The 14,833-nt window shown below is 57.7% G+C and carries 12 protein-coding genes; 4 read left to right on the forward strand and 8 right to left on the reverse strand.

Annotation, left to right across the window (positions count from 1 at the left end; translation table 11 throughout):
• Positions 1–63: 63 nt before the first annotated feature.
• From RBB82_RS18175 to RBB82_RS18200, 6 genes are all read right to left on the reverse strand, one after another.
• On the reverse strand, positions 64–4,557 hold the full coding sequence (locus RBB82_RS18175; RefSeq protein WP_433972155.1) for a glucoamylase family protein: 4,494 nt from the start codon (positions 4,555–4,557) through the stop codon (positions 64–66).
• A 90-nt stretch (positions 4,558–4,647) separates the two neighbouring features.
• Positions 4,648–6,465: an ABC transporter ATP-binding protein gene (locus RBB82_RS18180; RefSeq protein ID WP_433972156.1), complete on the reverse strand. Its 1,818-nt coding sequence runs from the start codon at positions 6,463–6,465 to the stop codon at positions 4,648–4,650.
• A gap of 136 nt (positions 6,466–6,601) precedes the next feature.
• Positions 6,602–7,615, reverse strand: a complete 1,014-nt coding sequence (gene yiaK, locus RBB82_RS18185; protein WP_433972157.1) for a 3-dehydro-L-gulonate 2-dehydrogenase — start codon at positions 7,613–7,615, stop codon at positions 6,602–6,604.
• Between the two features lie 20 nt (positions 7,616–7,635).
• Positions 7,636–7,833, reverse strand: a complete 198-nt coding sequence (locus tag RBB82_RS18190; RefSeq protein ID WP_433972158.1) for a DUF1771 domain-containing protein — start codon at positions 7,831–7,833, stop codon at positions 7,636–7,638.
• Between the two features lie 52 nt (positions 7,834–7,885).
• On the reverse strand, positions 7,886–8,671 hold the full coding sequence (locus RBB82_RS18195) for a glucose 1-dehydrogenase (RefSeq protein WP_433972159.1): 786 nt from the start codon (positions 8,669–8,671) through the stop codon (positions 7,886–7,888).
• Between the two features lie 51 nt (positions 8,672–8,722).
• Positions 8,723–9,304, reverse strand: a complete 582-nt coding sequence (locus RBB82_RS18200; RefSeq protein ID WP_433972160.1) for a cupin domain-containing protein — start codon at positions 9,302–9,304, stop codon at positions 8,723–8,725.
• A gap of 148 nt (positions 9,305–9,452) precedes the next feature.
• Here RBB82_RS18200 and kduI point away from each other — a divergent pair, with 148 nt between their 5' ends.
• The 4 genes from kduI to RBB82_RS18220 are packed head-to-tail and all read left to right on the forward strand — an operon-like array spanning position 9,453 to position 13,378.
• A complete protein-coding gene (gene kduI, locus RBB82_RS18205; protein WP_433972161.1) occupies positions 9,453–10,283 on the forward strand; it encodes a 5-dehydro-4-deoxy-D-glucuronate isomerase in 831 nt (276 codons plus the stop codon).
• Positions 10,280–11,380 (forward strand): PfkB family carbohydrate kinase, encoded by a 1,101-nt coding sequence (locus tag RBB82_RS18210; RefSeq protein ID WP_433972162.1) that lies wholly within the window; start codon positions 10,280–10,282, stop codon positions 11,378–11,380. Before kduI ends, RBB82_RS18210 begins: the two co-directional genes overlap by 4 nt.
• A gap of 35 nt (positions 11,381–11,415) precedes the next feature.
• The gene (gene eda, locus RBB82_RS18215) at positions 11,416–12,072 is read left to right on the forward strand and encodes a bifunctional 4-hydroxy-2-oxoglutarate aldolase/2-dehydro-3-deoxy-phosphogluconate aldolase (RefSeq protein WP_433972163.1); all 657 of its coding nucleotides are present in this window, start codon (positions 11,416–11,418) and stop codon (positions 12,070–12,072) included.
• Between the two features lie 58 nt (positions 12,073–12,130).
• A complete protein-coding gene (locus tag RBB82_RS18220; RefSeq protein WP_433972164.1) occupies positions 12,131–13,378 on the forward strand; it encodes an alginate lyase family protein in 1,248 nt (415 codons plus the stop codon).
• Between the two features lie 286 nt (positions 13,379–13,664).
• On the opposite strand, the gene RBB82_RS18225 is transcribed toward RBB82_RS18220, so the two are convergent.
• Together RBB82_RS18225 and RBB82_RS18230 are read right to left on the reverse strand one after the other, a co-directional pair.
• Positions 13,665–14,045 carry an HPF/RaiA family ribosome-associated protein gene (locus RBB82_RS18225; RefSeq protein ID WP_433972165.1) on the reverse strand — a complete coding sequence of 127 codons (381 nt, stop codon included), beginning with the start codon at positions 14,043–14,045 and terminating at the stop codon, positions 13,665–13,667.
• 194 nt (positions 14,046–14,239) lie between these two features.
• Positions 14,240–14,782: an ester cyclase gene (locus RBB82_RS18230; protein WP_433972166.1), complete on the reverse strand. Its 543-nt coding sequence runs from the start codon at positions 14,780–14,782 to the stop codon at positions 14,240–14,242.
• Positions 14,783–14,833: the final 51 nt, after the last annotated feature.

The raw sequence follows: 14,833 nt of genomic DNA on the forward strand, positions 1-14,833 counted from the left end.
ATGGGCAGCAGGAGTAGATCCTGCTGCCCATTTTCTTTTGTGATGGGCTTGTCGTAGTACGAACTACTCCGCTGTCTGCAGCTTCGATTGTTTGGCGAGGTCTTTGAGGGTCTCTTTGCTCAATGCTTTTTCGTGGAGGAGAAGTTCGGCTGCGCGAACGCGAGGGGTTCCGTGGAACCAGTCCTGAACGATGTTGTTTTTGAGTAAATTGGTTACCGCGAGGAGGCACATTCCCTGATGATGAGCCATCCAGGATCTGACCAACTGGGGCTGATGACCCTCTGTGTAGTCGGCTGCTTCGTAGAAGCCGTATGCGCCCATCCAATCGAGTGAGGCCATGCGGCGAAGATTTGCGATGGCGTCTTTGCGCAGAAGGGGAAGAGCTAGGAAGCTCGAGTAGGGAGAGATGACGGGGCCATCTTCTGCACCATATTTGAGAGCTAGTTTTGGAATGCCCCAGGCCTGATAGCCGTATCTGCCTTGGGGGTCCATCTTCGAGAAGCCTGACTCGGAGATTCCCCAAGGGATGTTGCGGACGTGCTCTCTCTGAATACGTACGGCCGACTCGAGCGAGCGCGCGATGAGCGTGTCGGGAAAGGTGCGCATCCAGAGGGAGGGCATCATGTACTCGAACATCGTTCCGGTCCACGAGAGAAGGGCCGCGCGACCGTTGACCAGAACGTGTGAGCGGTCGAGACGGAACCACGATTGCTGCGGTATGTCCCCTTTGGCAACGGCGATGAACGATGCAATGCGCGCTTCGGAGGCGAGAAGGTCGTAGCAGGCCGAGTGTAGTTCGTGAGTGACGCCGTCGTAGCCGATAGAGAGGAGTTGACGCGATTCGACTAAGAGGAAACCGTACTCCATGGCGTCGGCGTGTCGCTCCGCTTCGCCTGCGACTGTGAGTAGATCGGCCTTGAGCTTAGCGAGGTTTCTGGCCGCTTCAGACAATAGCGATTGCAGCGTTGAAGCAGAGACTGCAAGAGGTGAATCCTTGGGCACATCATGGAGTGTGGCAGAGATCTTCGAGTCCAGGTCGGCAATATATTCGGCGGCATCCTGCAGAGTAGGAATTTGCTTGTCAGCAGGTTCGTTGAGATGAGGCGACGCGAAGAGTTCTCCGAATTGTGGGAGAAGCCAAGGTGCGTATTGCTCTGCGAAGCGAATAAAGGCTGCGTTGCGATTCGATACTTCGCCTGCGATCCACGCCTCGTTGGTAGCGCTTGAAGGATTGGTGGGATGTGTGGGTTGTGCAGCTTTCTCCTGCATTGATTTGAGGTGAGAGCGCACTGACGTTGCGGGTGTAGTGATAGTGGATGGAGTTGTATTGGCAGTCGAGTGTTGCATCTGCTTGAGAGTGGTGAGGATCTCTGGGCTGAGGAGAGGGCGTTTCAAGAGATCTAGCGCGCCGGTGTGCAGCGTGTAAAGGGATGCGGCAAGGTTGCCACTGTCAACCGCTGAGACTGTGAGTGGGGCGATTGGCTTCAGGGTCTCAATGTCGTACCAGTTATAGATGTGACCGCGCTGCTTCTCGAGCCGGTCATAGGTGGTGAGTGTGCCGAGTGTGGCCTGCACAAATTCGGAGAGTGTGAGAAAGCCAAACTCGTACGCGGCCTGGCGAGCGTTGAAGAGCATGCCGAGGTTGGTGGGGGAAAGCTTGCGGATCTGAAGGGTGTTCTTCTCTTCGACGTTATCCGGGATGAGCCAGTGATTTTCTTCGCCGCCGAACTCGTGGAAGTAGCGCCAGATGTAAAGGGCTTGCTGATGGAGGAAACGGCTATCTTCCGAGGTGAGGGGGCCTTCTTCCTTGAGGGGAGGAAGATTGAGCCAGATGGCGACGAGCGGCGCGATGATCCACAGTAGCAGCACGGGAGACGCCGCAATAAGAGACCGGACATTTGTGAGGCCAAGAGCCAACGCGATGAGCAGAGCGACGACGGGTGAGAGTTGAAGGTAGACGTCGAGCTGCGTTTTAGAGCCACCGGATTCGGCTTGCGCTGCCGTCTCCCACTCCAACAGATGTTTGCCAGACACGAGGCTGCGGCTTAGTGAACGAACGATCGCATCGAGCGCGAGAAACATGTGATGCGGAAGGAAGGTGAGGTTGAGGATTGTGAAGCCGAAGGAGGTTGCGAAGGTTTTGAAGCCTTCGCGAGCGCCTACGAAGCTTAGTTTCAGGAGCGCGCGGCCAAGGTTGAAGCCTAACTGAACGAGGACTGGGAGAAGCAGAAGAACAAGGCCGGCGATGGTCCAGTAGAGCGCTCCGCCGGGAAGAACGAACCATCCGAGGAGGAAGAGAAGAAAGGTTACTGGTTCGACTAAGCTGCGGCGGAGGTTGTCGAAGATCTTCCAACGAGAGACGGTGTTGATGGGATTGGCAACGAGTTTGCCGGACTCGTCGGGCACGTTGCCAAAGAGCCATCGTGCGATCTGCCAGTCGCCGCGCACCCAACGGTGCTTGCGGCGGGTGTGCGCGGAGTAGTGGGACGGGTAGTCGTCGATGATCTCGATGTCGGTGACGAGGCCGGCGCGAGCGTACGAGCCTTCGATGAGGTCGTGAGAGAGGAGAGCGTTGCGAGGGAAGCGGCGGTCGAGTACCTGGTGGAGGATGTCGACTTCGTAGATGCCCTTACCGGCAAAGATGCCTTCGCCGAAGAGATCCTGATAGACGTCGGAGACAGCGCGAGTGTAGATGTCGAAGCCGGTTTCGCCGGAGTAGAGGGACGCGAGGTGGGAGCGCGATGCGGATGCAACGCTGACACCTACGCGCGGCTGGAGAATGCCGTAGCCCTGGGTGACGATGCGAAGGCGGGGATTGACGATCGCTTGATTGAGTGGGTGCGCCATCGTGCCGACCATGCGGGCGGCGGTGCCGCGCGGGAGTTGCGTGTCGGAGTCGAGGGTGATGACGTAGCGCACACGGTGCAATGCTTCGAGGGGGCCAGCCTTCAGCGGGAACGGGTCGTGCTCGTTCAATAGAAACTTATTGAGATCGAGTAGCTTGCCGCGCTTGCGTTCCCATCCCATCCAGACGCCCTGGCGTGAGTTGAAGATGCGATGACGGTGCAGAAGGAAGAAGGCTCCGCCTTTGGTTCGCGGATATTTCGTGTTCAAATGCTCGACACACTGAACGGCCAGATGAGCAAGTGGGTGGGAGTCTTCATCGAGAGGCCGCGCTTTTGTGTCGGGCAGATCGGTGAGAAGGCCGAAGTGGACGTTGGGGTCTTGGTTGGATAGATAGCGGGCTTCGAGTTCATCGAAGAGTTCGCGAACCTGTACCTCGTTGATGAGCAGGGTTGGGACCACAACAAAAGTGATTGCGTCTTCGGGGACACCTTTTGACAGGTCGATCTTGGGGAGTGACTCGGCCTGCATCAGCGCGGTGACGGTGTTGTTGACGAGGTCGACTCCACCTTGCGTCGCAGGGAGGAGAGCGAGCAAGAGCGCGAACATGACCGGCCAGAATGCATGATGCGGGACCAGAGGAGCAATGATGGCGACGATGAGAAGGCAGGAGAGAGTGAAGATACCGAGGATGTAGAAGTCCTCTTTCCATCTACGGAGAATGCCTCGTACGCGCTCGATCGGTGGTGGGTTGTATCCGATGCGCTGGTTTAGCGTGGGCAGGCCCTCGGCGAAGAGGTAGTAGCCGATGTGTTTGATTCGGAGGGCGTGCCGGGGGTCTTGATCACCAACGCGGTCGGCTTCACGCGCCAGATTCAAAGCTATCTGAGCGGTTTCGACCTCGCTTGCATCTGCGTACTGGGCGAGCTCGGCGACTCGCATGTGATAGGTATGACGTGTTTCGTCTTCCATTCGCGCAAAGACGTTAGCGGGATCCTGGCGGAGGATGGCATCGAATGCGATGAGCGGTTCGAGGACGTTGCGCCACTCGAATTGATTGAGGCGGCGCATGCTGTGGAGAATTGCGGAGAAGGGTGACTGCTCGATGGGAGGGAGCGGGCCGGCTGCGAAGGCTTCGTCGGCGCGATCGAGGATGTATTCGAGTTGCGCCAGCTTGAGCGCCTGCGGAAGAACGGTGACCTCTTCGAGGAGAAGTGCGTCTCGCTGCTGCGCCTGCTGGACGTAGATGGTGAGGGATTCTGCGGACCAGATGCCTCGCGCTGCGACGAGATAGCCTTCGGTGAGGTTGATCGCGCGGGGTAGCTCGCTGTCGTGGTCGACGCGGACGTGAGGGAGAGATGCAAAGGTGGCGGCGGTGTTATCACCAGCGATGAGCGCCGATTCCAACATGCGCGTGCTCTCGAGCAGCTCAAGTTCAGGTGTGAGCTCCTGAATGGAGGCAGTTTTGCGACAGGTACGCAGCGTTTCAGTGAGCCTCTCTTTCAACCGGGCGAGGCGCGCGGCGAGCCCATCGGCCTTCGTGTTGGCAGGCACCATCTCCCATTGCCGGCTGAGTTCGTCGGCGCGCTGCCTTAGCTCCGCCTCGGACACGGTCGGCCTCTCGGGGAGGCCGGCGGTCGGAAGCTCAAGCGCAGGTGCGGTAGGGGGCAGAGCGTGCTCTGCGGTGACTGGATTGTCTGAAGACGATGCCATGTTGCCTTTCTCGTACCCTTCGCCCGCTGACCTGGGAGTTCGATTCAGTCGATTCGTGTCTGTGCTGCTGGGTAAGATGCTGAGGGTAGCTTACCTGTAGCTTGCGGCTTGCATCTCAAACATGCTCGCGTAGAGTCCACTTTTAGCCATCAACTGCTGATGGTTACCTTCTTCAATGAGACGGCCGCCGGAGAGGACGACGATGCGATCCGCCATGCGTACTGTAGAAAACCGGTGTGAGATGAGCAGCGCCATCTTGCCTTCGGTCAACTCCGCGAACCGCTCAAAGACTTCAAGCTCGCTGCGAGCGTCCAGGGCAGCGGTCGGCTCGTCGAGGATAAGGAGTTGCGCGTCGCGGAGGTAGGCGCGGGCGAGGGCCATCTTTTGCCATTCGCCGCCGGAGAGTTCAACTCCACCTTCGAATCGGCGTCCAAGAATTTGGTCGTAGCCTCCGGCGAGCTTACTTACGACAGTGTCGGCAAGGCTTTTGTGTGCTGCGTCTTCAATGTCGCTCTGTTGATGCGGCTGGTCGATACGGCCTACGGCGATATTTTCTCGGGCGGTCATCTCGAAGCGCATGAAGTCCTGGAAGATGACGCCGATATGGCGGTGCAGATCTTCGAGGGAGTACTCGCGGAGGTCGATGCCGTCGAGCAGGATCTGTCCCTCGGTGGGATCGTAGAGTCGGGTGATCAACTTTACGACGGTGGTCTTGCCCTGGCCGTTCTCGCCGATCAGGGCGATTCTTTCTCCTGTTGAGAGCTTCAGGTTAAAGTTCTTAAGGACTGTTCGGTTTGTGCCTGGGTAGGTGAACGAGACGTTGCGGAACTCGAAGCCACTTTGAATGGGCTTTGGTGTCGGGAGACCGTTTGGGTTGGATTGCACAGTCGGCTCCATCTCGAAGAAGGCTATGAGATCGGTGAGGAAGAGCGCTTGGTCGGCGATACCAGATGCCGTGGAAAAGACTTGCTGGAGGTTCGAACTAGCTTGTTGGATCGCGGTTGTGAGGAAGGTGAACTGGCCGATGTCGTAGACGCCGTGAAGGGTGCGCCAGATGACGTAGACGTAAGCGCCGTAGTAGCCAAGTGTGCCGATGATGCCAAGCAGGCCGCCGACGATGAGTTTGGAGCGTGAGAGGGTGACGTCTTCGATGTAGATCTGGTTCGCAAGCGTCTGAAATCTGCTGGTGAAGAACTTGTTGAGGCCGAAGAGCTTTACTTCCTTCGCGCCTTCGCGGCTACCGGCTACCTGTCGGAGATAGTCCATCTGCCGCTTTGCTGGAGTTTGACGGAAGTTCTTCGCATAGCCAAGGAATGCGTAGTGGGTTTCGCCTAGAAACGACGGGAGGACCCCGAGTGCGAGTAGAAGCACCAGCCACGGCGAGGCCCACGCCAATGCTGCCGAAAAGGTGAGAGTGGTTATGACCTGGGTGACGAGGCGGCCTAGTTGCTGGATCATCGCCAGGCGGTCGGTCGCCTGAACGCGGGCTCGCTCGAGGCGATCGTAGAAGACGGGATCTTCGTAGGTGGTGAGGTCGAGGCGCGCGGCCTGCTCCATGACGCGAACACTGACGTGCTGGGTGTAGCGGTTGGCGAGGAGCGAGTCGGAGTAGTCGATGGCTCGCGTGATGAGGCCAAGGCCGACGTTGAGGGCAACCTCGGCGATGACGAGGTTCCAGAAGTTGTGGGCCAGGGGGTTGCCGCGCAGCACGCTGGCGATGTCGGTGATGATGTATTGCGCTACCTTGGCGATGCCGAAGGGAAGGGTTGCGACGATGACCCGAAGTGCAAGGCCCCATGAGACAACCGCACGTCCGGACTCCCACAGGATACGCAGGACTGCGGGCATGTTTTTGAGGGCACGCAGCCGGTCACGCCATGGACTCTCAGCATTCACAAGGTCTTTCAAATCGCTCCTAGAGTGAGACTGCAGATAACGAAAGAGTCACATAGAAATAAAGTCTGTGTTTAATTGATGCAGCAATGGGGCAAGGTGTTGGATATGCGACGTTGGCAAGTTGCTGACGTTGTGATCGTTGCTGGCATTATGCTCGGGAGGGGTCGCTTATCTGCCTCCATATCTCGGGGTCGACGGGCACGCCGAGGCGCAGGTTTTCTTCGCGGAGTTGTAGAGTCTGTTCGCCGGGATAGCGAATTGGCTTGGCGGGATCGACGGGCGTTGCGTCGCGGAGAGACTGGAGAATGCCATCTGCGATTCGGTTGATCGCCTCGGCGGTCGAGAGGGAACGGGGATCGATTGCGATAAAAATCTGCGAGATGCCCGACTCACGGAGTGGATCGAGCGGGATTTCGTGCGTGGAAAGGCCTCCGGAGAGTATCGCTGCCATCATGTCTAAAACAAGGGAGAGGCCGGAACCTTTCCAATAGCCGATGGGGAGGGCGCGTTGCGACGCTTCAATGGCAGTCGCATCCTTCGTCAGGTTGCCGGCTGAATCGAAGCCTCCGTCTACCGGCAGGTGCTGACCGCGTTTGCTGTAGGCGGAGAGGGAGCCATAGGAGAACTGAGACATCGCCATATCCAGCACGACGTGGCCGCGGAGGCGAGGAATCGCGATGACGATGGGGTTGTTTCCAAGGGTTGGCGTGGTGGCGCCCCAGACTGGCAGGTTGGCGAGGGTGTTGGTCCAGCAGATGGCGAAGAGGCCTTGATCTGCTGCCTGCCAACCGTAGGTGCCACCGCGCATCCAGTGGTTCGTGTTGGCTAAGGCCACGGCCCCGATGCCATTTTGCGTGGCAAGTGCAATGGCTCGCTCCATTGAGGCGTGTGCGTTGAGGTTGCCGACTCCACGATGGCCGTCCCAACGTTCGATCGCTCCGAGGCCAGCGGTTTTGGTCGGTTCGGCGTTGACGTCGACACTGCCGTTACGAACGGTCTCAGAGAAACGGGGGAAACGGTTGAGGCCGTGGGTATAGATCCCGTCGCGTGTGGTCTCCGCGAAGAGGCGAGCGCAGTGGGCGGCGCGGTCCTCCGACAGACCAAGCTGGCGCATGGCGCGGTGAAGGGCGGCGTAAAGATCCTCGAAAGGTATTCGGAGCATGCTCCAGTCTAGACGCCTGTTTAGTTTTTGCTTGGTGCTGCGTGAGCTGATGCCTCTTTCGAGAGTTCGAAGGCTTTCGTGGAGTGTTCGTGCGCTTGCTTGGACAGCTCGTGGGCGGTAAGGTGGTCTCCCTTGCCATGAGCGGTGGCGGCGGCGTTGTGGGCGTGGGCGGCTTTGTTGTGGTATTCGGCGGCGCGATCGTGCGGACTTTGAGGCATGACGTACTCCTTCATTCGTTGGATGCTGGCTGAGGTGATCGGAGGTGGATTTCTAACGGCCCATCCAGCCGCCGTCTACTGTCATCACTGTGCCGGTGACGTAGTTGCTGGCGGGAGAGCTAAGAAAAAGAGCAGCTCCGGCGAGATCCTCCGGTTGCCCCCAGCGTGCAGCGGGGATGCGTTCGAGGATTTGGCGATTGCGGGTCTCATCGGCCTGAAGGGCTTCGGTGTTGGTTGTGGCGAAGTATCCGGGGGCGATGGCGTTGACCTGGATTCCCTTGGGTGCCCACTCGTTGGCCAGGGCTTTGGTGAGCTGAGCGACTCCGCCTTTGCTGGCGGCGTAGGCCGGGACGCGGATGCCGCCCTGAAAGCTGAGGAGGGATGCGATGTTGACGATCTTGCCGCAGTTGGTGCCGAGCCCGCCGCGGGGGATCATGTCGCGTGCGGCGAGCTGGGAGAGTTGAAAGACGCTGGTGAGGTTCACCTGGAGGACCTGCTGCCAGTCTTCGAGGGTGACCTCTTCGGCGGCGGCGCGGAGGATCGTGCCGGCGTTGTTGATGAGGATGTCGACGCGGCCGAACTTCTCTTTGACCTGGGTGAAGAGGTCTTCGGCACCGCTGGTCGAGGAGAGATCTGCGCGAAAAGCTGCGGCTTTTTCGCCGATGGTGGCGGCGGTTTCGGTGGCTGCGCGGCGGTTGCCGTGGCAGGCGACGGTGGCTCCGGCCTGCGCAAGCGCAACGGCGATGGCAGCGCCGAGACCGCTGGCGGAGCCGGTGACGAGCGCTACTTTATTGTCGAGACGGAAGCTGTCGAGGATATTGGCTGTTGTGGTTGGCATCACAGCCAATTTACGTTGTGGGTTGTCATCGGGCAAATTGTGAGCGTGTGTCTAAGCTGGAACTGAACCCGTTGTCGAGATCAGCACTAACGTGACGCTTCCTTCGGTGCTGCGTTTGTGCGGCGTGCCACGCGGAATTACGAGCATGTCGCCCTTGTGGAGCGTGAGCGATGTGGCCCCTTCAGATGTTGGAGCGAGCCACTCGCCCGGTTTAATGTTGCGTGCATTCTTTGGTGTCCCGCCCACCTCATAGAACGTTGTCCCGTCGAGGATCTGAAGGATGTGGTCGCGCCCTTCGTGATACTCAAACTCTTTCGCGCTCTTCTTCTCCTCAGTTGTCATGACGATGGTAAAGGGGAGCGCTTTTGAATCGAACAGGCTGTCATTCCCTGGCTTCGCTTGAAGCGTCTTCATCGCATCGGAGAGTTTGTCAGCAGCGAAAACCTGAAAAGGCTGTGGAGTCGCGGCTTCGGCGCTGTTTAGCGTGGCGTTCGATGCTAAGAGGAACTTCTCAGTAAGGGGAAGACTGATTGCAGCGGCGAGGGGTGCAGTTCGCAGGAAGTTGCGGCGAGTTTGATCTTTGAGCATGCGAAAGTTGACCACATCCGACGACGATTTGCCAAGAACATGCAACGTAACTCATCCAGATCTCGGCCATGGGCGCGCGAGTAAGATTTGCGGGGCAGTGGCTGCGCTAAGTGAGATAAGTTTTTAAACTTACGAACCAAAGTTAAAAATCTGATGGCTATACTGGGAACGAGGATCTGGAGGAGAGTAACAAATGCGGCTTTATCAGATGGCGGATGCGGTGCGGTATGGCCTGATGAATACGGAAGAGTTGCGGGAGACATTTTTGCTGGAGGGAATGTTCGAGCCCGGCGAGATTGAGTTTTCGTATGTTGATCTCGATCGCACGGTGATCGGATCCGCAGTACCCGAGACAGAGACACTGACACTTGAGACGGAGCCTGAACTGAGGGCGGAGTATTTTCTTGAGCGGCGTGAGCTTGGTGTTTTGAACGTCGGGGGCGCCGGATCGGTAGTTGTCGATGGGAAGATCTTCGATTTGGAGAAGCTCGATTGTTTATATGTCGGTCGTGGAAATCGAGCAGTTACTTTTTCAAGTAAAAAGGCGTCTGATCCAGCGTATTTTTATCTGTTGAGTTATCCGGCGCATGCAGAGTATCCCACGGCGATGGCGAAGTTTTCCGATCTGCAGGGAGTACAGCTGGGGGCTGCTGAGACCTGCAATAAGCGGACTATCTATAAAGCTATCTACAAGGATGGAATTAAGAGCTGCCAGTTAGTAATGGGCTTCACCTTGTTGGAATCGGGAAGTAACTGGAATACGATGCCTCCGCATACGCATATGCGGCGTAGTGAAGTTTATTTTTACTTCGATGTCGATCCTGCGCATCGGGTTCTGCACCTGATGGGGCCGCCGGATGCTACGAGTCACTTGGTGGTCGCGGACAAGGAAGTAGTGGTGTCGCCTGGATGGTCTATCCACGCCGGTGTGGGAACAAAGAACTATGCCTTCTGCTGGGGGATGGGCGGAGAGAACCAGGCATATGACGACATGGATCCTGTAACGATTGCGGATCTCAGATGAGCGATGCTTCCGTGGGGTTGACGATACGCTCCAAGACCGAATGTAAGTGGGACCTGGTGAGCCTCGGTGAAGTAATGCTGCGATTCGATCCAGGTGAGGAGCGGATTGCGTCCACGCGGAGTTTTCGAGTCTGGGAGGGTGGCGGGGAGTACAACGTGGCGCGGGGGCTGCGTCGGTGTTTTCAGCAACGGACCTCAGTTGTGACTGCGTTGGCCGACAATCCAGTAGGTCGGCTGCTTGAGGATCTGATGTTGCAGGGAGGCGTAGATCTGTCGCACCTGCGGTGGGTAGAGTACGACGGGATTGGTCGTGAGGCACGGAACGGGGTCTACTTTCTGGAGCGTGGATTTGGCGTGCGCGGCGCGATGGGGATGATGGATCGCGGACATACTCCTATCTCTCAGTTGAAGGTTGGCCAGGTGGATTGGGACGCGATCTTCGGCAGGGAAGGAGTGCGGTGGTTTCATACGGGCGGTGTTATGTGTGCTCTCTCTGCCGAGTCTCCGGCGGTGGCTTGTGAGGCGATGGTGGCGGCGAAGCGGAACGGTGTGTTGGTTTCGTATGACTGCAACTATCGGCCTTCGCTGTGGAAGAATGCTGGTGGGCGACAAGGGGCTTCTGACGTGAACCGGATGCTGGCGCCGTTTGTGGATGTGCTGTTTGGACACGAGGGCGATGTGTCGGCAGTGCTGTGCGACGCATCGCATGGAGCGCCTTGGCATAGTCGTGAGAGCTATGGCGAGATGGCTGCTCGTGTGTGTGGCGAGTTCGGGAACCTCAAGGTGATCGCGACGACGACGCGACGACCCAAGACGGCGAATCGGAACGATTGGAGTGCGTTTGGATTTTCCGGCGGAAAGGTTTTTCAGAGCATCGCTTTTGATGATCTAGAGATTTTGGATCGGGTTGGCGGTGGCGACTCCTTTGCTGCTGGGTTGATTTATGGATTGATGGAAGGGAAGGGGCTTCAGTGGTCGCTCGATTGTGGGGTGGCGCATGGGGCTTTGGTGATGACGACTCCAGGAGATAGTTCGATGGCTTCGCTGAGTGAGGTGGAGCGGTTGATGGCGGGTGGGTCGGCTGGAGTGCAGCGTTAGAGGGTTGATTGTGAGGGTCTAGATTGCGAGGGGCTATGGAGAAGGCTGCGGTACTGCGGGAGTTGCGGGAGATTGGGTTGGTGCCGGTGTTGCGGGCGGAGTCGGTCGAGCAGGCGATGGCGCTTGCCGATGCGATTGCGGCGGGCGGCGTGACTGTGCTTGAAGTGACGATGACGGTGCCTGGAGCGATTCAGGTGATGCGGCGTCTGGCGGAGCAGCGGCCGGACATCCTGATCGGTGCGGGGACGGTGCTCGATGCGGAGACTGCGCGGATGTGCATCCTCGAGGGGGCGCAGTTTGTGGTGAGTCCGGCGCTGAATATCGCGACGATTGAGATGTGTCATCGGTATTCGGTTGCAGTGTTGCCGGGAGCGTTGACGCCGACGGAGATTGTTACGGCGTGGCAGGCGGGCGCCGATGTGGTGAAGGTGTTTCCGGCGAGTGCGATGGGAGGGCCGAAGTACCTGACCTCGCTCAAGGGACCGCTGCCGCAGATCGAGATGATTCCGACGGGCGGCGTGATGTTGGGAACTGCGGCTGAGTTTCTGGAGGCGGGAGCGTTTGCGCTTGGTGTTGGTTCGGATCTGGTGGCGGCGAAGATGATAAAGGATGGAAGGCCAGAGGTTATTACCGACATTGCGCGGAAGTATCTGGAGATTGTTCGGGAGTTTCGGTCGCGACACAAAAAATAAACCGGCAAATCGCCTCTCTCAACCCACATGCTACCCTTCCGTGCAGAGTTCTCCAACGATGGCCACTAGCCGCCGCACCTTTTGTTCCCAATCCGCCGCCCTTCTCCTCGCGCCTCGCGTGCTTCTGGGGCAAAGCCCGACTCAATCGCAGTCTGCCGCTCAGACTCCGGCTCCGGCAAAACCCACTGCTCGCCTTGATGTCGCTGCGATCGACCACGACCGCATCCTCCGGCTGGCGAACAGCTATCTCGCACTCCCGGTCGCACCACTCACGACCCTCCCTTGTCCTCGCAGTCCCGGCACACCCCACGACTACTACTCCGAGGCCGAAGACTACTTTCCCGATCCAGCAAACCCCGACGGTCCTTACGTTCAGCACTCCGATGGTGCTCCGAATCCTGACGCCTTCATCGCTCATCGCGATGCGCTTCTCGACCTGAGCCTTTACGTTCCTGCCTTTGCTGCTGCCTTCCTTCTCACCAACGACCCCCGCTACGCCCAGCAGGCTGTCGCTCATCTCCGTGCCTGGTTTATCGACTCAGCTACCAGCATGACGCCCAGCATCCTCTACGGGCAGACCATCCCACCTGCAAAGGCTGGACGCCTCGAAGGTGTCATCGAAGCAGTTCACCTGGCTGAGGTGGTTCAATCGATCCCGTTTCTCAGCAAGTCCGAAGCCCTTACCGACGCTGACCTGACTGTCCTTACCAAGTGGTTTACTGACTACTTCGATTGGCTCAACACCTCGCGGCTCGCCGGGCTCGCTCGCGATAACAAAAGCCATCATGGCACCTCGTGGCTGCTGCAGGCTGCCGCAATTGCTCACCTCACCGAGATCAAGGACGACCGGCCACTCAGCACGCTGCGTCACCAGTTCAAGAGCTCCACCATCCGTGCCCAGATCGTCGCCGACGGCACCTTTCCCCACGAACTCAACACGCCGAATCCCTATCGGAATACCCTCTTCAACCTGGATATGCTCGCAGGCGTTTGCCTCCTGCTGACCAGCCGCTTCGAGAGTGCGTGGGACTACGAACTGCAGGATGGTCCGGGCATGCGCACTGTCGTCGCTCGTCTCTTTCCTTACATCCTCAACCGTGGGTCGTGGCCGTTTCGCGCTGATGCTGCCTACTTCACCGCGCTTCCCATCCGTCCTCCGAGCCTGCTCTTCGCTGCCCGCGCGTACGACCGCCCCGAGTACGCCTCGCTCTGGAAGACCCTTCCTCCAGACACTACCTTTTTCGAGTTGCAGCGTACTTTTCCTATTCGGCAGCCGCTGCTCTGGGTGACCCGGCCTCGACCCTAGCCTCTATTGTGGTGAGTACCCCTCCCCCCTATATTTGCGCGTAAAAACCTTCGTTTCAACGAGTTACGGGTGGCGTCGATTTGTAAATTCGTCTATCGAAAGGGGTTACGGCCAAATTCGTCATACCAAATGAGTTAGCTCCTTAAAACAGAAACGCCCCACAGATGCGGGGCGTTTCTGTTGTTTTGAGTTCTATTTCTATTATAGCTGTCGGATGCAAACTCATACGCCACGCGGAAGTCCTTGTCTGGCGCGGGGATTTGCGGTTTTGGGGGTTGACAGGTTTTTAGATGCCCTCGGGTTTGAGGACCAGGTTCTGACCTTCTCCGCTGGCTCTGGTGGTCAGGGATCTGTTTCGGTCCTGAATGCGGCCGAATGTGCTGATGAGAAGGCGCTGCATCTTTGCGGCGGCTCCCGTGACGGCAGATGGTATGTCGGAGGAGTCGTTGGTGACGGCGAGCGCCTGGTGGCGTTTGTGACGGACTTCGAGGCGACAGCGTTTGTCCTGTGCTCCGGCCTTGTCTCCGTTTTCGTCGCTGAGGTGAACTTCAACGCGAGTGAGTTGGTCTTTAAATCGGTTCAGAATCCGGTTGAGATCGGATTGAATCAAGTTGGAGAGTTTGTTGTGCATGGAGATGTTCTTATCGCTGCTGATCTGAATCTGCATTCGTTGAACTCCTTCTCTCTTACCTGTCGAGTTAGACGCTCGGAGTGCTGCGGAAGTGGCCAAATTTTAGCAGTGCAAGGGTTAGCAGGTTGTGCAAAACTTTTTTCGTGCGCGATCTGCCGTTGCAGGTAGAGGAACGTGTCTTGGGGTTCGTCGGTGAGGGCCATGCTCAGGGCCTCACTTTCGATGGGGATTCAGTTTGGTGATTTCAATTGATGTACCAGTTGGCTTAGGTTTTCGACGGTAACTAGGTCGGTGAGTTTTCCGTCTTTGTCGAAGGTAAAGAACTCTGTTCCGTCCACATGAATCTGCCGGTTGGTTGCAGCGATGACGCCCTCCGGTGTCGGCAGATCTCCTTTTTGCGTGCCCGTGATGACAAAGCGAATGGCGGCTGTGTTGCCGTCTACGACCGTGGTCAGATCGGTGATCTTCACGTCAGGAAATGGCACGACGAATCTTCCTATTCGATTTACGAATGCAACTCGTCCGTTTACTTCTGTGCCATTCGAGTCGACGTGAAGATTTTCTACGACGAGGTCGCCATTTTTTGCGAAGTCACGGTTGTTAAAGTTTTTGTGGAACTGAGAGACGTTGTTCAGGATAAGTCTTTCGTAAGGGGTGTAGTCGTGCTTGATGTGGGTGGGGACTGCGATGCCTGCAACGGTCGTTGAGCTTTGAGCGAAGCTTGTCCCGATAAAGAGCAATGCAGCGAAGACTGCAGTTAGTGTTTTTTTCATACTTGTTTGCCTCCTTGATGTGTCTGCTTCGGACTCCGTTGCAGTACGGCT

Source organism: Tunturiibacter lichenicola (assembly GCF_051013355.1).
Taxonomy (GTDB): domain Bacteria; phylum Acidobacteriota; class Terriglobia; order Terriglobales; family Acidobacteriaceae; genus Edaphobacter; species Edaphobacter lichenicola_F.

Bases quoted from the DNA above. Each gene is read 5' to 3' on its own strand.
- RBB82_RS18175 (WP_433972155.1), bottom strand. From the start codon at position 4,557: ATGGCATCGTCTTCAGACAATCCAGTCACCGCAGAGCACGCTCTGCCC.
- yiaK (WP_433972157.1), bottom strand. From the start codon at position 7,615: ATGCTCCGAATACCTTTCGAGGATCTTTACGCCGCCCTTCACCGCGCC.
- RBB82_RS18190 (WP_433972158.1), bottom strand. From the start codon at position 7,833: ATGCCTCAAAGTCCGCACGATCGCGCCGCCGAATACCACAACAAAGCC.
- RBB82_RS18195 (WP_433972159.1), bottom strand. From the start codon at position 8,671: ATGCCAACCACAACAGCCAATATCCTCGACAGCTTCCGTCTCGACAAT.
- kduI (WP_433972161.1), top strand. From the start codon at position 9,453: ATGCGGCTTTATCAGATGGCGGATGCGGTGCGGTATGGCCTGATGAAT.
- RBB82_RS18210 (WP_433972162.1), top strand. From the start codon at position 10,280: ATGAGCGATGCTTCCGTGGGGTTGACGATACGCTCCAAGACCGAATGT.
- eda (WP_433972163.1), top strand. From the start codon at position 11,416: ATGGAGAAGGCTGCGGTACTGCGGGAGTTGCGGGAGATTGGGTTGGTG.
- RBB82_RS18220 (WP_433972164.1), top strand. From the start codon at position 12,131: ATGGCCACTAGCCGCCGCACCTTTTGTTCCCAATCCGCCGCCCTTCTC.
- RBB82_RS18225 (WP_433972165.1), bottom strand. From the start codon at position 14,045: ATGCAGATTCAGATCAGCAGCGATAAGAACATCTCCATGCACAACAAA.
- RBB82_RS18230 (WP_433972166.1), bottom strand. From the start codon at position 14,782: ATGAAAAAAACACTAACTGCAGTCTTCGCTGCATTGCTCTTTATCGGG.